The sequence below is a fragment of the Pseudomonas abietaniphila genome, from assembly GCF_039697315.1.
In the GTDB taxonomy this organism is placed as follows: Bacteria; Pseudomonadota; Gammaproteobacteria; order Pseudomonadales; family Pseudomonadaceae; genus Aquipseudomonas; species Aquipseudomonas abietaniphila_B.
The window spans coordinates 1,174,041-1,194,579 of record NZ_CP155619.1; the positions used below are offsets into that span (position 1 = coordinate 1,174,041).

The 20,539-nt window shown below is 60.0% G+C and carries 21 protein-coding genes and 1 tRNA gene; 10 read left to right on the forward strand and 12 right to left on the reverse strand.

All coding sequences use genetic code 11. The annotated features are described in order from the left end of the window. Positions 1 to 10: 10 nt before the first annotated feature. Positions 11 to 1,336 (reverse strand): LLM class flavin-dependent oxidoreductase, encoded by a 1,326-nt coding sequence (locus ABDX87_RS05165; protein WP_346831916.1) that lies wholly within the window; start codon positions 1,334 to 1,336, stop codon positions 11 to 13. Between the two features lie 15 nt (positions 1,337 to 1,351). After that, a complete protein-coding gene (locus tag ABDX87_RS05170) occupies positions 1,352 to 2,293 on the reverse strand; it encodes an aliphatic sulfonate ABC transporter substrate-binding protein (protein WP_346831917.1) in 942 nt (313 codons plus the stop codon). Between the two features lie 230 nt (positions 2,294 to 2,523). On the opposite strand from ABDX87_RS05170, the gene ABDX87_RS05175 reads away from it, so the two are divergent. Next, positions 2,524 to 2,967, forward strand: a complete 444-nt coding sequence (locus ABDX87_RS05175) for a hemerythrin domain-containing protein (RefSeq protein ID WP_346831918.1) — start codon at positions 2,524 to 2,526, stop codon at positions 2,965 to 2,967. 157 nt (positions 2,968 to 3,124) lie between these two features. Then, positions 3,125 to 4,639 (forward strand): glycosyltransferase family 39 protein, encoded by a 1,515-nt coding sequence (locus tag ABDX87_RS05180; RefSeq protein WP_346831919.1) that lies wholly within the window; start codon positions 3,125 to 3,127, stop codon positions 4,637 to 4,639. Positions 4,640 to 4,656: 17 nt separating this feature from the next. Here ABDX87_RS05180 and ABDX87_RS05185 read toward each other — a convergent pair whose 3' ends face one another. The 3 genes from ABDX87_RS05185 to ABDX87_RS05195 form a co-directional block, all read right to left on the reverse strand. After that, positions 4,657 to 5,655: a bile acid:sodium symporter family protein gene (locus ABDX87_RS05185; RefSeq protein ID WP_346831920.1), complete on the reverse strand. Its 999-nt coding sequence runs from the start codon at positions 5,653 to 5,655 to the stop codon at positions 4,657 to 4,659. Positions 5,656 to 5,855: 200 nt separating this feature from the next. Then, on the reverse strand, positions 5,856 to 6,086 hold the full coding sequence (locus tag ABDX87_RS05190) for a hypothetical protein (protein WP_346831921.1): 231 nt from the start codon (positions 6,084 to 6,086) through the stop codon (positions 5,856 to 5,858). A gap of 197 nt (positions 6,087 to 6,283) precedes the next feature. Beyond that, positions 6,284 to 7,459, reverse strand: coding sequence for a GGDEF domain-containing protein (locus ABDX87_RS05195; RefSeq protein ID WP_346831922.1), 1,176 nt, complete (start codon positions 7,457 to 7,459; stop codon positions 6,284 to 6,286). 241 nt (positions 7,460 to 7,700) lie between these two features. Here ABDX87_RS05195 and ABDX87_RS05200 point away from each other — a divergent pair, with 241 nt between their 5' ends. Continuing rightward, complete coding sequence (locus tag ABDX87_RS05200; RefSeq protein ID WP_346831923.1) at positions 7,701 to 7,982, forward strand: hypothetical protein; 282 nt, start codon at positions 7,701 to 7,703, stop codon at positions 7,980 to 7,982. Between the two features lie 116 nt (positions 7,983 to 8,098). On the opposite strand, the gene ABDX87_RS05205 is transcribed toward ABDX87_RS05200, so the two are convergent. Further along, positions 8,099 to 8,186 (reverse strand) — tRNA-Ser (locus tag ABDX87_RS05205). Between the two features lie 135 nt (positions 8,187 to 8,321). Between ABDX87_RS05205 and ABDX87_RS05210 the strand changes: the two genes are divergently transcribed. The 7 genes from ABDX87_RS05210 (at position 8,322) to ABDX87_RS05240 (ending at position 12,595) form a co-directional block, all read left to right on the forward strand. After that, complete coding sequence (locus ABDX87_RS05210) at positions 8,322 to 8,996, forward strand: Bax inhibitor-1/YccA family protein (RefSeq protein ID WP_346831924.1); 675 nt, start codon at positions 8,322 to 8,324, stop codon at positions 8,994 to 8,996. A gap of 115 nt (positions 8,997 to 9,111) precedes the next feature. Further along, entirely contained in the window at positions 9,112 to 9,504 is a 393-nt protein-coding gene (gene tusD / locus ABDX87_RS05215) for a sulfurtransferase complex subunit TusD (protein ID WP_346831925.1), read from the forward strand. A gap of 1 nt (position 9,505) precedes the next feature. Continuing rightward, positions 9,506 to 9,868: a sulfurtransferase complex subunit TusC gene (gene tusC, locus ABDX87_RS05220; protein ID WP_346831926.1), complete on the forward strand. Its 363-nt coding sequence runs from the start codon at positions 9,506 to 9,508 to the stop codon at positions 9,866 to 9,868. Next, complete coding sequence (tusB, locus tag ABDX87_RS05225; protein WP_346831927.1) at positions 9,868 to 10,167, forward strand: sulfurtransferase complex subunit TusB; 300 nt, start codon at positions 9,868 to 9,870, stop codon at positions 10,165 to 10,167. Before tusC ends, tusB begins: the two co-directional genes overlap by 1 nt. Continuing rightward, positions 10,164 to 10,499: a TusE/DsrC/DsvC family sulfur relay protein gene (locus tag ABDX87_RS05230; RefSeq protein WP_346831928.1), complete on the forward strand. Its 336-nt coding sequence runs from the start codon at positions 10,164 to 10,166 to the stop codon at positions 10,497 to 10,499. Before tusB ends, ABDX87_RS05230 begins: the two co-directional genes overlap by 4 nt. Beyond that, positions 10,496 to 11,497: a glycosyl transferase family protein gene (locus ABDX87_RS05235; RefSeq protein ID WP_346831929.1), complete on the forward strand. Its 1,002-nt coding sequence runs from the start codon at positions 10,496 to 10,498 to the stop codon at positions 11,495 to 11,497. Before ABDX87_RS05230 ends, ABDX87_RS05235 begins: the two co-directional genes overlap by 4 nt. A 96-nt stretch (positions 11,498 to 11,593) precedes the next feature. Then, a complete protein-coding gene (locus ABDX87_RS05240) occupies positions 11,594 to 12,595 on the forward strand; it encodes a glutathione S-transferase family protein (RefSeq protein ID WP_346831930.1) in 1,002 nt (333 codons plus the stop codon). Positions 12,596 to 12,666: 71 nt separating this feature from the next. Here ABDX87_RS05240 and cysG read toward each other — a convergent pair whose 3' ends face one another. From cysG to ftsK, 6 genes are all read right to left on the reverse strand, one after another. After that, complete coding sequence (gene cysG, locus ABDX87_RS05245) at positions 12,667 to 14,061, reverse strand: siroheme synthase CysG (RefSeq protein ID WP_346831931.1); 1,395 nt, start codon at positions 14,059 to 14,061, stop codon at positions 12,667 to 12,669. Next, entirely contained in the window at positions 14,062 to 15,342 is a 1,281-nt protein-coding gene (gene serS / locus ABDX87_RS05250) for a serine--tRNA ligase (RefSeq protein ID WP_346831932.1), read from the reverse strand. Between the two features lie 29 nt (positions 15,343 to 15,371). Next, positions 15,372 to 15,746 carry a fluoride efflux transporter CrcB gene (crcB, locus tag ABDX87_RS05255; RefSeq protein ID WP_346831933.1) on the reverse strand — a complete coding sequence of 125 codons (375 nt, stop codon included), beginning with the start codon at positions 15,744 to 15,746 and terminating at the stop codon, positions 15,372 to 15,374. Further along, positions 15,746 to 17,068, reverse strand: coding sequence for a replication-associated recombination protein A (locus ABDX87_RS05260; RefSeq protein WP_346831934.1), 1,323 nt, complete (start codon positions 17,066 to 17,068; stop codon positions 15,746 to 15,748). Before ABDX87_RS05260 ends, crcB begins: the two co-directional genes overlap by 1 nt. Positions 17,069 to 17,086: 18 nt before the next feature. Next, entirely contained in the window at positions 17,087 to 17,710 is a 624-nt protein-coding gene (gene lolA / locus ABDX87_RS05265; RefSeq protein ID WP_346831935.1) for an outer membrane lipoprotein chaperone LolA, read from the reverse strand. Positions 17,711 to 17,785: 75 nt separating this feature from the next. Then, a complete protein-coding gene (ftsK, locus tag ABDX87_RS05270) occupies positions 17,786 to 20,191 on the reverse strand; it encodes a DNA translocase FtsK (RefSeq protein ID WP_346831936.1) in 2,406 nt (801 codons plus the stop codon). Positions 20,192 to 20,539 lie beyond the last annotated feature (348 nt).

A 20,539-nucleotide genomic window follows, 5' to 3' on the forward strand; every position in this document is an offset into this window, starting at 1 on the left:
GCTGAGCCCTTCAATCCTCCAACGCCGCCAACCCCAAATGCTCGCGCAAGGTCGAGCCTTCATACGCCGTGCGAAACAGCCCCTTGCGCTGCAAATGCGGGATCACGCTTTCGACGAACTCGCTGAACGACCCCGGCAGATACGCCGGTGAAATGACGAAGCCATCGCAACCGCCCTGGGTGAACATCTCCGCCAACTGATCGGCAATCTGCGCACCGGTGCCCACCAGCTGCGGCACCCTGACACTGCTGGCGAAAATCCTGCCGAGCTCTTCCAGTGTGGTTTCAGGCCCTTGCATCAACAGCTTCTCGGCAGCGGCCGGAGGAATCGACGGTGAGCGGGCAATGTCCGCCAAGGCCGCCGACAAGGGAAACGGCGACAGATCGACGTTAAGCTGCGAAGCCAGCGTCACCAACCCCAGTTCAGGGCGCGCCAGCGCGTTGTGTTTGTCACGCTTGGCGCGTGCTTCGGCCTCACTGCCGCCAATGAACGGCATGACCGCCGTCAGCACCTTGCAGCTGTCGGCCTGGCGTCCTTGCTGCACGACCTGGCCGCGCACGTCTTCGCGAAACGCGTGCATCGCTTTCAAATGCGGGTGAATGGTGAAAATTGCCTCAGCCCACCGCGCGCCGAATCGCCGCCCGCGCCCCGAGGACCCGGCCTGAATCAAGACCGGTCGCCCCTGCGGCGTACGCGGAATGTTCAGCGGGCCTTCGACCTTGAACCATTCCCCCTGATGCTGCACTGAAGTGATCTTCGACGGATCGGCCAATACACCGGTCTCACGGTCGAGCTTCAACGCACCCGGCGCCCAACTGCGCCACAGCTTCAGCGCCACCTCGACGAACTCGTCGGCACGGTCGTAACGCAGGTCGTGCTCAAGGTGTTTGTCCTTGCCGAACAGACGCCCCTCACTGTCGTTCATTGACGTGACGATGTTCCAGGCTGCGCGGCCCTTGGACAGATGATCGAGTGTGGCGAACTCACGGGCGATGTGCGCGGGCTCGTAATAGGTGGTCGAACGCGTCGCGCCCAACCCCAACTTGCGTGTCTGCCCGACCAGATAAGACAGGATCGGCAGCGGGTCCAGGCGCGTGGCGTCCTGCGCACCATAACGCAGGGCGATATCCCGCGAGCCGCCCATCTGGTCACCGACCGCGAGGCGATCCGCGAAAAACAGAAAGTCAAACAGCCCCTCTTCTACCACACGCGCCGTGCGCGCGTAGTACTCGGGATCCAGATAATTACCGAGGGTTTCCGGGTGACGCCACGCGGCATGGCTGTGGATCACCGGGCCGGTCAACAGAAAGGCAGACAGATGAATTTGACGACTCATGATGCTTCTCCTGCCTTATTTAGCCTTGGGCACCCAGACGGCGATGTCGGAAATCTTCAGCGGCTTGGGAATCAGCTTCGCTTCGTAATAGTAATCAGCGATGCGCTGCTGCTCGGCCAACTGATCGACGTTGACCGGGACGATGTCGTAGCTGCGACGGCTGTTGGCCAACTCCACGGTTTCCGGCGGAATATTGCCCCACAGCGGTGCGAGGTTTTTCGCCGCCTCCTGCGGATGGCCTTTGACCCACTGCCCGGCGTCATGCAGGGTATCGAACACCACCTGCAGCACCTCGGGGTGCGCCTTCGCGAAACTCGTGTTGGCGACATAGAAACGGTTGTAGTTGGCGACGCCTTTGCTGCCATCCGCCAGCACACGAACATGATGCTCACGCTCCTGTGTGGCGAGGAACGGGTCCCAGATCGCCCATGCATCCACGTTGCCACTTGAGAACGCGGCCACGCCGTCTGGCGCTTCCAGGTACACCGGCTGAATGTCTTCCAGCGTCAAGCCGGCCTTTTTCAGCGCTGAAATCAACAGGAAATTACTGCCTGAGCCTTTCGAGACCGCGACGCGCTTGCCCTTGAGGTCGGCGACGCTGCGAATGGGCGAGCCGTCCTGAACAATGATCGCCTGCGCGGTGGGCGACGGGTTCTCCCGTGCGTAGTAAGTCAACGGCGTGTTGGCCGCCTGGGTGAACAACGCGAACGCATCCGCCACATCGGCGTGCAGATCGACACTGCCCGCGTTCATCGCGCTCAGCAGCCCACTGCTGAACTCATGCCACTGAACCGTGAAGCCCAAGGGCTTCAGGCGTTGCTCAATCTGGCCGTCATTCTTGAGCAGCAGCCACAACGTAGATGAACGCTGGTAGCCGATGCTGATGACCTGCTCGGCCTGCGCCGTGGCGGTCGCCAGCAGCAGCGCCGCGGCGACAATGAGTGTGCGAAGGGACATGACGATCCTTGGGTGAGCGAGTGTTTGAACGACGCCTGGCGCCGCGCCTGAGAAAACAGACATGAGCACCGCGCCTTAAAGTCCTTTTGATTATAAAAACTGCCACGAATTATGAAAGAAACGTATAGCTCTAAGCTTATGCCGCTTGCCCGGATGGAACGTCTGAGCACCGTGCGGGGTCTAGGCATAAGCACCTGATTGCAGACCCACAGCCGATTAAGGAAACGACCATGAACATCTTCGAAGCCCTGAGAGAAAGCCACGACCGGCAACGCGGCTACGCCGATGCCTTGATCCAGACCCACGGCGACAGTAAAGACCGTGTCGCGGCCTACGAACAGCTCAAGGCCGAGCTTCAGGCCCACGAGACCGCCGAAGAACGCTTCTTCTATATACCGCTGATGCAGTTCGACAACGGCGTTGATCTCAGCCGACATGCCATCTCCGAGCACCATGAGATGGACGAGATGATGGAAGAACTCGACGAAACCGAGATGTCCAGCCCGGCGTGGCTCGCAACTGCGAAGAAGCTGTCCGAGAAAGTCCATCACCACCTCAAGGAAGAGGAGCAGAAATTCTTCCAGATGGCGGGCAAACTACTGGACGACAAGCAAAAGGAATCGTTGGCGGGCGAATACGTGAAGGAATATAAGGAGCAATTGGCGGAGGAATGATCCCCTTGCGGCGATTGACCTCACGTCGCCCCTTGAAATGCTCCTTTGAAATCACGACAGCAGGAAAATCACGACAGCAGGCCGCGTTTGGCGTAACGAAAGCTGAACGCGGCGTTGTGGTGGCCATAAACCCCGCAGCGACAGGGTGCAGACAATCATGCAGGCAAGACGATGGGTAACAGAATTCTGGCTCATCCCCATCGTGGTGCTTGCAACCTTGGTCAGGCTTTACGGCTCGACGGCTTCGGCGGTCTGGTGCGACGAGGGTTCGAGCCTGTTCATGAGTCAGTTTTCGCCCTTGCTCATCTGGGTCCACAGCGCACACGACGTACACCCACCGCTTTACTTCCTGCTCCTGCACGCCTGGACAAGTGCGTTCGGGAGTTCGCTTTTTTCCATCCGCTTGTTGAGTGTGCTTCCCGGCATCGGCAGCGTCGTGCTAGGCGTCTGGCTCACCTTGCTCATTGCCAGTCGGCGCGCCGCGCTACTGGCCGGCCTCTTCCTGGCCCTGCTGCCCATCGCCGTGCGCTACAGCCAGGAAGTGCGCATGTATTCGCTCATGGGCTTCTGGCTACTGGGCGCAACCATCGCCTTGGTGTACTGGGTGAAAAACCCGCAGCGCCATGCCTACCTGATGGCTTACGCCCTGCTGATGACCGCCAGCTTCTACACCCACTACTTCACGGCGTTCTGCGTGCTGTCCCACTGGTGCTATCTGTTGCTTCTGCGCAAGGCGCAACCCTGCCTGATACGTCGACCGGCCTGGTGGATCACCAACGGCCTGATCGTCGTAATGTTTACGCCTTGGCTTTTCGATTTTTTTGATCTGTTGCGACACCTTGATCAACTCCGGGCGGGCAACGACATTGGCTGGATTACACCGGTTGACGCCTACTCACTGCCATCGACCGTATGGCAATTCTTTACGCTGACTGACGGGACGTTCGTGCCCGGCTGGATTTACCTGTCCCTTCCGGTAGCGCTCGCAGTGATCGTCGTCGCCGTCTGGCGTCACGATCAGGGCCCTTATAAATTCCACGGGCTGCTGATCATTTATGCACTGCTGCCGCCGATTGTCGTGTTCGCCATTTCCTGGATCACGCCCTTGCTGGTGGAGCGCTATTTGATGTTCTCGGCCTTGGGTTTGCCGATCATCCTGGCCGTCGCCATTGATCGCATTGCCGAGCGTTTTCGCACCGCAGCGGTATTCGCAGTGGCGCTGCTCCTGACACTGGAGCTCACGGGATTGAGCAACGACTATCGGACGGACCCGGAACAGTTCGACGACCTGGTCAACTACGTCAATGAGCACTACGTCGCGGGCGACCGCATCGTGGTCAGCGATATGTTCTGGTACCTGAGCTACCGGTATTACAACAAGACCCCGACCGTTCCCCTGCTCTACACGCCTGACAAACCCGACGGTACGTCAGGAAGGCCAAATGCCTACGGGTTCGGCACGCTGTTCACGGATTCCAGCAACGTCTATCTGGACAAGCTTCAGGCGCTGGAAAGCGGACCTGCCCGAGTCTGGTTGATCAGCAACAAAGCACCACCGGACGACTTCACGTCGATACCGGCCAGCTGGGTGAACGTGAGCACATTGACGATCGAAGACACGCAGTTGCGGCTCTACGAGGTCCCCGATGCAGCTCACGCAAAACACCCCTGACGCGCACACTCCGCCGATCAAGGATCGACTTGCGCCATCAGCTCCGGCACGGATTCATTGCGTTTGGCATATCGCTGCGCCAGCACCGCGCAGACCATCAGCTGGATCTGATGGAACAGCATCAGCGGCAGAATCAGCACGCCGATCGTGCTCCCCGCGAACAGCACCTGCGCCATCGGTACGCCAGTGGCCAGACTTTTCTTCGAACCGCAGAACAGAATGGTGATGCGGTCTTCGATATTGAAACCGAACAGCTTGCCCAGCAACGTAGACGCCAGCAGCACCAGGCCCAGCAGGACGCAGCAAACCACGACCAGACCACCGAGATCCCAGAGCGGAATCTTGTGCCAGATGCCTTCGTTCACGGCTTCGCTGAACGCGCCGTACACCACCAACAGAATCGAACCCTGATCCACGAACTTCAGCCAGTTTTTGTTGCGGCCGACCCAGGCGCCGATCCAGCGGCGCATGATCTGACCGGCCACGAACGGCAACAAGAGTTGCACGCTGATTTTCACGATGGCATCGACCGTCGAACTGCCCTCGCCGTGTACGTTCAACAGCAGGGTCACCAGCAACGGTGTCAGGAAGATGCCGAACAGACTCGACGCGGCGGCGCTGCAGATCGCCGCCGGAATATTGCCGCGTGCCAGTGAGGTGAAGGCAATGGCCGACTGCACCGTGGCGGGCAACGCGCACAGATAAAGGACACCCATATAGAGGTCTTTGCCGATCAGCGGAGACAGCACTGGCTTGAGCGCCAGCCCGATCAGCGGAAACGCCACAAACGTCAGACCGAACACCAACAGGTGCAACCGCCAATGCCCGGCGCCCGCAATGATCGACTCACGAGACAGCTTGGCGCCGTGCAGAAAGAACAGCAGCGCAATCGCGATATTGGTCAACCAGCCAAACCCTACGGCGACCTGACCGCTGGCGGGAAGAAGACTGGCAATGATCACCACCGTGACCAGCGCCAGGGTGAAGTTGTCGGGGAGGAAGCGAGGACGAGTCATGTGAAATATCCGGATATACCTGGGACAGGGTTGTGACTCTACGCCTGTGGACAAGGACCGGCTAACGCCAATAAGCCGATGAATAGCGCTTAAAGGACAGACTTCTGTCGATGAAACGTTTTTTTTGTTAAAGCGGGCAATGCGCAGCGCGACCGGGCGCGCTGCCTCAGGTATTCATCCGGACGTCGAGAACGACGTGATCAGGACAATCCGCCTTCGATCACCCGCAGCACGGTGACTCGTCGCTGCCCCTGATTGTCCGCAATGTGCTGACTCAGCGACGCCTGCCACTGATGGATGTCGCTGCGTCTGGCATCCGTCATCAATGCGTCCCAGCCCGCCGAATCCTGCGCTGCGACTTCCTCAGCCGACACTCGAGTAACACGTTCACGCTTCAACAGGTTTGCTGCAATTTCCGAGAGGGTACTCAAGGTGGACTCCATGGCACGCTCATCTGGGAGCATGCCGATACATGGCGGCGGGGATGGGTGCGAGGTGTCAGAACGCCAATTTTCAGTTGTTGCGACAACCTGCAGCGAGGTCGTAGCAATGTTCAGACCAAGGGCATGCGCCCAACGTGACCCTTGATCTGAATGTTCAGCAGACCGGGCGGAAGAGACGATCTGTATCAGGAACGCGTGGTTTCATTGCCCGCCACCCTGCGATCAACGAGACGAATGCGGTCGCGCCCCGCCCGCTTGGACTCATACAGCGCGGCGTCGCCTTGTTCGATCAAGGCTGCAAGGCTCGCCGGTGGTTGGTCGAACAGGCTGGCGCCGATGCTCAACGTGACGGCTTCGGGCGTCTCGAAGGTCTGCGCCGCCGTGCGGTTAAACTGTTCGCGCAGAGCGCTTGCCAGCGCCTCGATTCCCTCGCACGACGCCCCGCGCAGCAATAGGACGAACTCATCGCCGCCCAATCGCGCGGCAAGCGCACCCTCGGGCAAGGTAGAGCGAATCAATTCGCTCAGCGCTACCAGCAAGCGGTCGCCTGCGGTATGCCCGAACAGATCGTTGACCGACTTGAAATTATCGATATCAATCAACAGCAAGGCACCCGGCCGCTCGGCAGTGACGTCTTCGAGCACACGCGGCGCCCGGACTTCCAGCGCCCGCCGGTTGTACAGCGCCGTCAACGGATCGCGCGCGGCCAACCGCTCGATCCGCTTTTCGCGGCGATAGCGCTCGGACCCGGTCATTGCCAGCGCAATGAACATGATCGCCATCGCGCCTTCAACCAGAGAAACCTGGATGATCTCGCCACGAAACGCCGCGAGGTCAATCAGCGTCCCCGGCATCACGGCGATCAGCGCCTTGGCGAGATAGAACGCACCGTGAAACAGCAGCACGTAACGCAACTGCCCTGCCCCGACGCTCAACGACGTGCCGTGCGGACGCAGCAGCGAACTGGCTTTTAACATCAACACGCTCACCAGCACCGAGTTGCTGGCCAGCATCACCTTCGACCACCATGGCTCATTGGGCAACAGCAGCATGCCCGCCCAGATCACGAAGATCAGGTACCAGCCTCGGGACAGCCTCGACGCCGTAAAGCGCGCGACCCCCAGCAGGAACAGCCAGTGAGCCGCCACCAGCAAGCCGTTGGCGAACCAGATACCGATCAACAAAATGCCGCTGCTGCGCAGCAACGCCAGCGTCGAACCGATCGTAATCGTGGCAAACCCCGCGCTCCAGAACAGCAGCGACGCCTCACGCACATGCCGCCACTCAATGGCCAAGTACAGCGCAGCGGCCGCGGCGAGGGCGATCGAAAGGGTCAACATAGTCGTGGGGTCGAGCGCCATATACTGCCTACTGCATGAACGGGTCTGGTGTGCGGCGCCAATTGTAAGCGGCTGAAGTGCTTATTTCGGAAGGAAATGGCGTGGCTTGATGTCGCAATGATAGCAACAATCCACGCGCCGCCATATTTACTCCCCGCCCTTTAAACACTATATGTGACGAAGTGACATCGACACCGGGGGAGCACCCTGGACGATTGCCTGAACATCGTCGCGACAGCATCGTCGCGTCCCGGGAGGTTGAGTGAGTCTGGACACCACAGTATCGGAAGAAGCCGGGTCACCGCCCCAAGACGGCTGGTTCTCCAGCGAACACCGCGCGCGGATCGATGAGCTGATCGCCAAACTGCAAACCAGCGACACCCGGGAAAGCGTCTCGCGCTATCACGCGATGGCTGAAGGGTATCTGCTGGGGTTGCTGGACTGTTATCACGCCAGCACCGAGCACCATGATGCGGTGAGGCAGTATTTGCACAACCAGGCTATTGCGAGGTTGAAGGTGGTGAAGGCGAAGGCACGGCGATAACTGAATGGCGGGATAGGGGTTTCTTCGACGGGGCGATGGGCGACGCTCATTGACCCAAAACCCGAATCCCAGAAACGACAAAGCCCTGAATAATCAGGGCTTTGCGGTACAGAATATGGCGGAGGCGCAGAGATTCGAACTCAGGGACCTGTTACAGTCGGCAGTTTTCAAGACTGCTGCCTTAAACCACTCGGCCACACCTCCAATTGCGTTGCGGGCGCCATAATACCGTAATGAAACAAGCTGTCAAACTCTCTGACTCGCGTGTCCTCACGGCTCTGTTATGATCTTTGCAACTTGAGATTTCAAACGACTCATTTCACCATCAGGAGTAGCGCCATGCGCGAACAGGATTACGCAGTCAACAACCGCGTGCAGGTCGAGCAGCTAGAGGTTAGCCGCGTCCTGCGCAACACATACGGCCTTCTGGCCCTCACTTTGGCTTTCAGCGGCATCATGGCGTTCGTCGCGCAGCAGATGCATGTGCGCTACCCGAACGTTTTCGTGGTGCTGATCGGCTTCTACGGTCTGTTCTTCCTCACCAACAAACTGCGCGATTCGGCGTGGGGTCTGGTGTCGGCGTTCGCGCTGACCGGTTTCATGGGGTTCATCCTCGGCCCGATCCTTAACCGTTATCTGGGCATGCAGGGCGGCGCTGAAGTGGTTTCGTCGGCGTTTGCAATGACGGCACTGGTGTTCGGTGGCCTGTCGGCGTACGTGCTGATCACCCGCAAGGACATGAGCTTCCTGGGTGGCTTCATCACCGCAGGCTTCTTCGTGTTGCTGGGCGCGGTGCTGGCGAGCATGTTCTTCCAGATCAGCGGCCTGCAACTGGCGATCAGCGCAGGTTTCGTCCTGTTCTCGTCGGTGTGCATCCTGTTCCAGACCAGCGCCATCATTCAGGGCGGTGAGCGCAACTACATCATGGCGACCATCAGCCTGTATGTATCGATCTACAACCTGTTCATCAGCCTGTTGCAGATCTTCGGCATCATGGGCAGCAGCAAAGACTGATTTACAGTCTGCCTTAACAAAAAGCCCGCTTCGGCGGGCTTTTTGCTGTCTGGTGTTCTTGAATTCTTTATCATTGCCTCCATTCACCTTTGCCCGTCCGTTGACCGAGCCGCCCATGAAGTTCGCCATTGCCCTGTATTCTCCCGCCCACGCGCCCTCCTCGCGCCGAGCCTTGCTGTTCGCGCAGGCCGCATTGGCTGGCGGGCATGAGATCGTGCGGTTGTTCTTCTACCAAGACGGCGTGCACAGCGTCTCCTCCAACGTCGTTACGCCGCAAGATGAGCTGGACGTGCCCGCGCAGTGGCGCGATTTCGTCACCCAGCACCAACTCGACGGCGTGGTGTGCATCGCAGCCGGCCTGCGCAGGGGCGTTCTGAATACACAAGAGGCCGAGCGTTACTCACGCCCCGCTGCCAACCTGGCAGAACCGTGGGACTTGTCCGGTCTTGGGCAGTTGCATGACGCTGTCCAGGCCGCTGACCGCTTGATCTGCTTCGGAGGGCCTTGATATGCCGAAATCATTGCTGATCATCAGCCGCCAGTCACCGTGGTCCGGTCCGAGCGCGCGTGAAGCGCTGGACATCGCCCTGGCGGGCGGCGCGTTTGATTTACCGTTGGGCATGCTGTTCATGGACGACGGCGTACTGCAGTTGATGCCGTCGCAGCGTGCCAGCGCGTTGCAGCAGAAGGACATCACCGCCAACCTTCAGGCGCTGTCGATGTTCGGTGTCGACGATCTGTTTGCCTGTCATACCAGCCTCGCAGAGCGCGGCCTGTCGCCGACCGAACTGAGCGTCGAACCGCTGCAGGTCCTGCGCGATCAGGACATCGCTGCGCTCATTGACCGTTATGACCAAGTGATCACGATCTGATGTCGACCTTGCATGTGTTATCTCATTCTCCGTTCGCCGACTCGCGTTTGAGCAGTTGCCTGCGCGTGCTCGGCAGCCACGACGCGATCTTGTTGTGCGGCGACGCCACGTACGCGCTCACGCCGTCCACGACGGCGCGTCAGACGCTCGACGCGAAAGTCGGAAGCTTGGCGCTGTTCGTGCTCGATGAAGACGCCAAAGCGCGCAATCTGACCCTTCCCGACTGGGTCAAAAGCGTCGATTATCCTGAGTTCGTCGCGCTGTCCGTTCAGTACGACAAGGTGAACACCTGGCTATGAAGCAACTCATTGTCGAGGGGCGCACCCTGGTGCTGGACAAGGACGGTTACCTTGAGGACCTTCACGACTGGTCGAACGCCGTGGCTGAGGCCTTGGCTCTTGAAGAAGACCTCGTGCTGACGCCCGATCACTGGGAAATCCTCGAACTGCTGCGCGCCTTTTATGCCGAGTTCCAGCTGTCACCGGCCACACGCCCGCTGGTGAAGTACACCGCACTGAAGCTGGGCGCGGAAAAAGGCAACAGCCTGCACCTCAACCGCCTGTTCAATGGCACTCCCGCCAAACTTGCCGCCAAGCTGGCGGGCCTGCCAAAGCCGACCAATTGCTTATGACCGATTTCGCCCCCCTCGTCACCGAAACGCCTGCCGAACACCCGTTTGCCCCCTTCGTGCGCATCCTGGGCAAGGGAAAGCGCGGCGCACGCAACATGACCCGCGAAGAAGCGCGGGAAGCCATGGGCATGGTGCTCGACGAAAAGGTCGAAGACACCCAATTGGGCGCCTTCCTGATGCTGCTGCGACACAAGGAAGAGAGTGCCGAGGAACTGGCGGGCTTCACCGAGGCCGTTCGCGAACGCCTGACCGCCCCGCCAATAACGGTCGACATTGACTGGCCGACCTATGCAGGCAAAAAGCGTCACTTGCCGTGGTATCTGCTGGCGGCCAAGTGCCTGGCGCAAAACGGCGTCCGTGTGCTGCTTCACGGCGGCGGTGCACACACGGCGGGCCGTCTTTACAGCGAACAGCTACTGGAGCTGCTCGGTATTCCGCTCTGCCGCAGCTGGCAAGCGGTCGGCGAAGCGCTGGAACAACACAACATCGCCTTTATCCCGTTGGGTGACTGGGCGCCCCAATTGCAGCGCATGATAGACCTGCGCAACACCTTGGGCCTGCGCTCGCCTATTCACTCGTTGGCGCGAATCCTCAATCCGCTCGGCGCGCGCTGCGGTTTGCAAAGTATCTTCCATCCGGGTTATCAGTCCGTGCACCGCGACGCCAGCAGCCTGCTCGGCGACCACGCGATCGTGATCAAGGGCGATGGCGGCGAAGTCGAGATCAATCCAGACACCATCAGCCACCTGTACGGCACCACCGATGGTCAACCCTGGGATGAGGAATGGCCCGCGTTGTCGGAGCGTCGCCACGTCAAGCCGGCCACCCTCGATCCACAGCAGCTCGTCGCTCTCTGGAGAGGCGAGGCTGAGGACAGCTACCCGCAACTCGCCCTCATCGCGACCATTGCCTTGGCCCTTCGCGGCCTCGGTATGCCGCGAACTGAAGCCTTCGAGCGTGCCGAGCAGTTCTGGGCGAACCGGAACCGATCGATTTAACCGATTATTACACCCCAGTCTTTGCGCTATTTCTTCGAACGATTGCCTTTAGACTGATCTCCAACGTACATCAGTACACACTTTTTGGAGTCAGACATGGGCCTTCTCGTCGAAGGGCGCTGGCATGACCAGTGGTATGAAAGCAGCAAAGATGGGGCGTTTCAGCGTGAACAGGCCAAACGCCGTAATTGGGTCACCGCCGATGGTCGCCCAGGCCCGTCCGGCGAAGGCGGCTTCAAGGCCGAAGCCCGCCGTTACCATCTTTACGTATCACTGGCCTGCCCATGGGCGCACCGCACGCTGATCGTGCGCAAGCTCAAAGGCCTGGAAAGCCTGATCGACGTTTCCGTCGTCAGCTGGCTGATGCGCGAAAACGGCTGGACCTTCGACAAACAGACTGGCTCCAGCGGCGATCCGCTCGACGGCCACACCTTCATGTATCAGCGCTATCTGGCCGACACGCCAGACTATACCGGCCGAGTCACGGTGCCCGTGCTGTGGGACAAGAAGCTGCAACGCATCGTGAGCAACGAGTCGTCTGAAATCATCCGCATGTTCAACTCGGCGTTTGACCATCTGACGGGCAATCACCTGGACCTCTACCCAGAGCCATTGCGTCCTGCTATCAACGAACTCAACGACCGCATTTACCCGGCCGTGAACAACGGTGTGTATCGCGCAGGCTTCGCCACGTCGCAAGGCGCTTACGAAGAGGCGTTCGACGAGGTGTTTGCCGAACTCGACGCCCTGGAGAAGCTGCTGGGTGAGAAGCGTTACCTGGCGGGCGAGTACCTGACCGAAGCGGATGTGCGCCTGTTCACCACGCTGATACGGTTTGACGCGGTGTACCACGGTCACTTCAAGTGCAACCTGCGCCGCATCGCCGACTACCCGAACCTGAGCAACTGGCTACGCGAGATGTACCAACTGCCAGGCGTGGCCGACACCGTGGATTTCGTGCACATCAAGCACCACTACTACGCCAGCCACGCCACCATCAACCCGACGGGTGTGGTGCCGAAAGGTCCGGAGCAGGATTTCAGCAGGGAGCATGATCGTGAACGTTTGAGCGGAAAAGGCATCCTGCAGAACGCGTGAAATAAGGGCAACAATCGTGTAGGAGCCGGCTCGCAACAAGCCGGCTCCTGCAGCGTCGAGTCAGCGCTTGATCAAACGCTCGCCTGAGCGCCTTCGAACCACGCCAGTTTCTCCCGCAACATCACCACTTCACCCACGATCACCAGCGTCGGCGCATGCACTTCATGCTCCGCGACCAGTTGCGGCAAATTGGCGAGGGTGCCGGTGAACACGCGCTGGTTGGTCGTCGTGCCCTGCTGAATCAGCGCGGCAGGCGTATCGGCGGACCGACCGTGTTTGATCAGTTCGCTGCAGATAATCGGCAACCCGATCAGGCCCATGTAGAACACCAGCGTTTGCGCAGGCGACACCAGATCCTTCCACGGCAAGTCAGTGGTGCCGTCTTTCAGGTGGCCCGTCACGAAACGCACGGATTGCGCATGGTCGCGGTGGGTCAGGGGAATCCCCGCGTAGGCCGCACAACCGCTGGCCGCCGTAATGCCCGGCACGACCTGGAACGGGATGCCATGGGCCGCCAGTTCTTCGATTTCTTCGCCGCCACGGCCGAAGATGAACGGATCGCCGCCCTTGAGCCGCACCACCCGCTTGCCCTGTTTGGCCAGAACCACCAATTGCTGGTTGATCTGATCCTGCGGCACGGCGTGATCGGCGCGTTGCTTGCCGACATAGATCCGGTCCGCGTCACGACGACACAGTTCGAGAATGGCGGGCGCCACCAGACGGTCGTACAGCACCACATCGGCTTGCTGCATCAGCCGCAAGGCTTTGAAGGTCAGCAGATCCGGATCGCCCGGCCCCGCCCCGACCAGATACACCTCTCCGGTGGTCGCGGGCGGTTCACCATCGATTTTCGCCTGGAGCAAACGCTCGGCTTCAGCGCCCTGCCCGGCCAGTTGCCGATCGGCGATCGGCCCCTGAAACACCTCCTCCCAGAATGCGCGGCGTTGCTGCACATTCGGGAACAGGTTTTTCACCTGGTGGCGGAAGCGCGCCGCAAGCCCGGCGAGATGGCCATAGGTGGGCGGGATCCAGCTTTCGATCTTGGCGCGGATCAAGCGTGCCAGCACGGGAGCATCCCCGCCGCTGGACACCGCAATCACCAGCGGTGAGCGATCGACGATGGCCGGGAAGATCACGCTGCACAAGGCAGGCGCGTCCACCACATTGACCGGCACGCCCCGCTGACGGGCATCGGCGGACACCTGAGCGTTGAGCGGCTCGTCGTCGGTGGCGGCAATGATCAGCACGCAACCGTTAAGATCCGCCTCGCTGTAACCTCGCAGAATCTGCTCGCCACCGCTGCTGTCGATCAGCTCGCGCAGCTCTGTTCCAATCTCGGGTGCAACCACCCGCAAAACCGCACCGGCATCGGCCAGCAGGCGAGACTTGCGCAAGGCAATCTCGCCGCCGCCCACGACCAATACCCGGGCGCCCCGCAGGTTGTGGAACAGTGGCAGAAATTCCATTTAGCCGATGACCTCGATGCCACCCATCCACGGTTTCAGGACTTCCGGTACGCGGATCGAACCATCGGCCTGCTGGTAGTTTTCCAGCACGGCAACGAGGGTACGACCGACCGCCAGACCCGAACCGTTGAGGGTGTGAACCAGCTCAGGTTTGCCGGTTTCCGGATTGCGCCAGCGAGCCTGCATGCGACGCGCCTGGAAATCACCGCAGTTGGAGCACGAGGAGATTTCGCGGTACTTGTCCTGGCTTGGAATCCACACTTCCAGGTCGTACGTCTTCACCGCGCTGAAACCCATATCGCCGGTGCACAGCGCCAGCACGCGGTAAGGCAGCTCCAGCAATTGCAGAACGCGCTCGGCGTTGCCGGTCAGGCTTTCGAGGGCTTCCATGGACTTTTCTGGCTCGACGATCTGCACCATCTCGACCTTGTCGAACTGGTGCTGACGGATCATGCCGCGGGTATCACGACCCGATGCGCCCGCTTCGCTGCGGAAGCACGGTGTGTGTGCGACGAACTTCAACGGCAGCTGTTTAGCGTCGAGGATTTCGCCGGACACAATGTTGGTCAGGGACACTTCGGCGGTCGGAATCAGGTACAGATCGGCTTCGCCTTCGCGGGCGATCTTGAACAGGTCTTCCTCGAATTTCGGCAACTGACCCGTGCCTTGCAGTGCAGGGGCCTGGACCAGATAAGGCGTGTAGGCCTCTTCGTAACCGTGCTCGTTGATGTGCAGGGTGATCATGAACTGCGCCAGCGCGCGGTGCAGACGGGCGATCGGGCCACGCAACAGCGCGAAACGGGCACCGGACAATTTGGCGGCGGTTTCGAAGTCCAGCCAGCCGAATTTTTCGCCCAGCGCGACGTGGTCCTTGACCTCGAAATCGAACGACGCCGGAGTGCCCCACTTGCGCACTTCGACGTTTTCCTCTTCGTCAGCACCGACCGGCACCGATTCGTGCGGCAGGTTAGGCATGCTCAGCAGCATGGCGTCGAGCTCGGACTGAATACCGTCCAGTTCTTTCTTGCCGCTGCTCAGCTCTTCAGCCATGCGGTCGATGTCAGCCATCAGCGGCGCGATGTCTTCGCCGCGTTGCTTGGCCTGGCCAATGGATTTGGAACGGGCGTTACGCTCTGCCTGAAGCTGCTCTGTGCGGGTCTGCACAGTCTTGCGCTGGTTTTCCAGCGCTTCGATACGGGCCACGTCCAGTGTGAAACCACGGGAAGCCAGGCGATCCGCTACGTCCTGAAGTTGGGTACGTAACAGTTTGGAGTCGAGCATATCGTTGCCTCGTTATTGAATCGGGTTTATTAAATTCGGGTCAAAGACAGGCCAGCCCAGGTCGCGAGCAGGCCGCCAAGTACACTGATCAACGCGTAGCCAATGGCGAGAGGAGCCTGACCGCTTTCCAGCAGACGAATCGTGTCCAGCGAAAAGGACGAAAACGTCGTCAGGCCCCCTAAAAAGCCCACCATCAAACCGGCACGCACTTCGATCGGCACCTCCGGGCGAATCAGAAACAGCCCGTACAGGAAACCGATCAACAAACAGCCCACCAGGTTGACGGCCAGCGTGGCGGTATAGAAATACCGTGGCCAGTTCGCGGAAACAACGTTACCCGTGGCAAAGCGCAATAATGTACCAGCCACGCCCCCGGCGGACACGGCAAGAATCAATTGAATCATTATTTTCTCCGTTGACGGGGACTGGCGCGGTCGAGGGCGGCCAGATGCTTGAGTTTTTCGCCGATTTTCAGCTCGAGGCCACGGGGCACCGGCTGGTAATACTGACGTGGCTCGAGGTCCTCAGGAAAGTAGTCTTCGCCTGCCGCGTACGCATCCGGCTCGTCATGGGCATACCGGTACTCTTCGCCGTATCCGAGCTGCTTCATCAGTTTGGTCGGCGCGTTCCGCAGATGCAGTGGTACTTCCAGCGACCCATGCTCGGTCGCTTCGCGCATGGCCATCTTGAAGCCAATGTACACGGCGTTACTTTTCGGCGCGCACGCCAGATACACGATGGCCTGCGCCACCGCCAGCTCACCTTCCGGGCTGCCGAGGCGCTCCTGAACGTCCCATGCCGACATGCACAAAGGCAGCGCGCGCGGGTCGGCATTGCCGATGTCTTCACTGGCCATGCGCACTACGCGCCGTGCCAGATACAGGGGATCGCAACCGCCATCGATCATCCGCGCGAACCAGTACAGCGCCGCATCGGGGTTGGAACCGCGAATGGATTTGTGCAGGGCGGAGATCTGGTCGTAGAACGCCTCGCCGCCTTTGTCGAAACGCCGACGGCTGTCACCGAGCAGGCTGGCCAGCAATTCCGGTTCGATTTCACTGCCGTCCTCAGCCAGGTCCGAGGCGTTTTCCAACAGGTTGAGCATCCGTCGGCCATCGCCATCGGCAGCCGCCAACAGCGTCTTGAAAGCTTCATCACCCAGGGTCAGATGACGATTGCCCAGTCCGCGTTCTTCAGTCAGGGCCCGGTCAACCAACTGACGCAACGCCGCTTCGTCGAGGCTTTTCAGCACATAGACGCGCGCTCGCGACAGCAAGGCGTTGTTGAGTTCGAAAGAAGGGTTTTCCGTGGTGGCGCCGATGAAAATCAGCGTGCCGTCTTCAACGTAAGGCAGAAAGGCATCTTGCTGCGACTTGTTGAAACGATGCACTTCGTCGACGAACAGGATCGTCCGGCGACCGTATTGGCCGGCCTGCTGCTTGGCGACTTCGACCGCCTGACGGATCTCTTTCACACCCGCCAGCACGGCAGACACCGTTTCGAAGTGCGCATCCGAGACCTTTGCCAGCAACCGCGCCAGCGTGGTTTTACCCACGCCGGGCGGTCCCCAGAAAATCATCGAATGCAGCGCTCCCTGCTCCAGCGCTTCGCGCAGGGGCTTGCCGTGGGCGAGCAGGTGTTGCTGACCGACGTACTCATCCAGATTGGTGGCCCGCAAGCGGGCAGCCAAGGGCTGGGCAATCGGTTCACTGCTGAACAGGTCCATTGAAGACGTTAGCGCCTCTTATTCCTGAATGACGTCAGCGCCCTTCGGGATATCGAACTTGAATTTGCTCGCCGCGACAGGCTCGTTCGCCTTGACGCCGGTGAACAGGATATTGGTGCGCTGGCCGACGCTGTCGATCAACTGCATGTCGTTGATCATGCCGTTGCGGAAGGACAGACGCAGGTTGTCGAACAACGTGTCCTTGGATTTCGGCTTGAGCACGAAGTCGATCACGCCGCCCGCTTCCTTGGCCGTGATGTCGAAGCTCTCGCTGATTTTCGACACGTCACCGGACAGCAGCAATGCCGGGGTCTGGGTCAGGCGCTGGTCCAGCGTCTTGATGGTGACCTGCTCCAGGTCAGGGTCCCATAGCGTGACTTTCTTGCCATCGGACACCATGGTCTGCTCTTGAGGTGCGTTGGTGTGCCAGTAGAACAGGCCCGGGCGCTGCAGAACCATGTTGCCGGAGGTCTCCTGCAACTGCGTACCGCCTCCATCCAGCGTCAACTGCGAAAAGTTGCCGCTCAGGGTTTTCGAGTTTTCCAGCAACTGAGTCAAGCGCGCGACGTCTTTGCTGTCGGCGTGGGCAGAAAAAGCAGAAACGGCCAGTGCAGATACCAACAACATGCGGATAAGACGCATGGGATTCCTCTTTGAGTTGGGTTAAAGCCGGACGGCGCCCTAGTGGCGCCGTCCAGTCACTCGTGACGTAAAGTGTCAGTCACGCATAGGGGCTGGCGCAATCACTTCCCGCGAGCCATTGGTGTTCATCGAGGTCACGACGCCGGCCATTTCCATGGCTTCGATCATGCGCGCGGCGCGGTTGTAGCCAATCTTGAGCTTGCGCTGCACGGCGGAAATCGACGCGCGACGGCTTTCCAGCACGAAGTTGACCGCCTCGTCGTACAGCGCATCGGTCTCGCTGTCGTCGCCGTCGCCACCGCCGCCCCCACTGTCAAAGCCGCTGCCCGCTTCCTCAACGCCCGCCAGAATGTCGTCGTTGTATTGCGGCGTGCCACGCAGCTTCCAGGCCTCAACGACGCGGTGCACCTCGTCATCGGACACGAATGCACCGTGGACACGAATCGGCAGGCTGGTGCCGGGCGGCATATAGAGCATGTCACCGTGACCCAACAGTTGCTCGGCACCGCCCTGGTCGATGATCGTCCGGGAGTCGATCTTGCTCGACACCTGGAACGCCATACGAGTCGGGATGTTGGCCTTGATCAGACCCGTGATCACGTCAACCGAAGGACGCTGGGTCGCGAGGATCAAGTGAATACCGGCCGCCCGCGCCTTCTGAGCAATACGTGCAATAAGCTCTTCGACCTTCTTGCCGACGATCATCATCATGTCGGCGAACTCGTCGACCACCACGACGATGGTCGGCAGCTTGGTCAGCAGCGGCGCTTCGTCGTGAATGCTTTCGCGGTGGTACAACGGGTCGGACAACGGCGTACCGGCGTCCTCGGCTTCTTTGACCTTGTGGTTGAAGCCCGACAGGTTCCGCACGCCCATTTTCGCCATGAGCTTGTAGCGACGTTCCATTTCCGCCACCGACCAGCGCAGGGCATTGGCGGCGTCTTTCATGTCGGTCACGACCGGACACAGCAAGTGCGGGATACCTTCGTAGATCGACAGCTCGAGCATTTTCGGGTCGATCATGATCAGCTTGGCGTCTTCCGGTCCCGATTTGAACAGGATCGAAAGGATCATCGCGTTCACACCCACCGACTTACCGGAACCGGTGGTACCGGCGACCAGCAGGTGAGGCATCTTCGCAAGGTCGGTGATGATCGGCTTGCCGCCGATGTCATGACCAAGCGCCAGGGTGACCGGCGATTTGAAGTTGTCGTATTCCGGGGTCGACAGGACCTCGGAGAAGCGCACGATCTGGCGGTCTTCGTTGGGAATTTCGATACCGACGGTGGTCTTGCCGGGAATGACCTCGACCACACGAACGCTGGTCACGGCCAGGGATCGTGCAAGGTCCTTCGCCAGGTTGGCAATGCGGCTGACTTTCACACCCGCTGCCGGCTGGATCTCGTAACGGGTGATGACCGGGCCTGGGTGAATCGAGTCCACGGAGACTTCGACGCCGAACTCCTTGAGCTTGATTTCCAGCAAGTGGCCGACCGCCGCCAGAGATTCAGGCGAATAGTTGAGCTGTTTCTTTTCGGCAGGATCGAGAATCGAAATCGGCGGCAAGGTGCCTTCCACGGCGCTGTCGACGAACAATGGCGCCTGTTTTTCCTTCTGGACGCGCTTGCTGGGCTCAGGCGGGCGGGTCGGCGCCGGCGCGATGACGGCAGGGATGTGTTTCTCGCGCGCTGCCATGTGTTCGGTCAGCACCTGTTCGCGCTCGATCAAACGCTCTTTGGCCTTGGCCTGCTCACGACGATCGGGCGCCACCGGCGCGACCACCTCATCGATACGCATGTCGACTTCACGCAGTTGCGCAACCATGTGCTTGCGTTCATTACGCGCCGTCCACCAACGGTTGATCGCACCCTGAAACAGCTCGAAGAGGTCCAGCGTGATCTTGCCCGTGGTGTCCATGACCTTGAACCACGACAGATCGGTGAACACGGTCAGGCCGAACAGGAACAGCGCAATGAACAGCAAGGTGCTGCCCTGCACGTTGAGCGCGCGCTTGGCCAGATCACCGAGCACTTCACCCAGTACGCCGCCGGCAGAACCGGGCAGCCCGGAGGCGGAGTGGAAATGAATGTGCGCCAGCGCTGCGCCTGCGAGCACCAGAAACACCAGACCGATCAGGCGCCAGGAGAACAGCCAGCCGCTCCACTGCCAAGGCTCATGCCGGTGACGGAACACCTGATACGCCTTGACGCCGAGTAACAACGGGAAGATGTAGGCAAAGTAGCCCAGCACCATGAACAGGATGTCGGCGGCGAATGCGCCCGCGCGACCGGCGGCATTCTGCACCTGCATGGAACTGCTGGTGTGACTCCAGCCTGGATCGCCTTGATCGTAGGTCAGCAAGGCCATCATCAGGTACAGGCACAAAAAGCCGAATGCGATCAGCGCACCTTCCTTGAGTCGGTAGTGCAAATGCTGCCGCCAGAGCGGTACGGGGCTGGGTGCTGCGGTGGATTTCTTCAAAACGCTTCAATTCCTGCGCGCTAGCGCGAACATCTTAGTGGTTGACTATGAACGACTGCATCGACGAAATAGTACTGACCAATCCCTGAGAGCCTTGAGACGACAACATCGTTGAAGGCACGCTCGACAGGCGACTTGAAATAAGGTTAAACAACATCGGGCATTGTACGGATTTGCACGCTGCACGCCACGTTAGTCTGGCGTGGACCTTGCAGATCTTCAAGCGTCGGTGACAACGGGCGATTTGAGCATGCATTTTCTTTGCTGACAAAGGCTTATGACGTGTTTATCTCAATCTTCACAACTGTCCAAAGGCCATGCTCCGTTTGAAGACCCTAAGTGCACCTC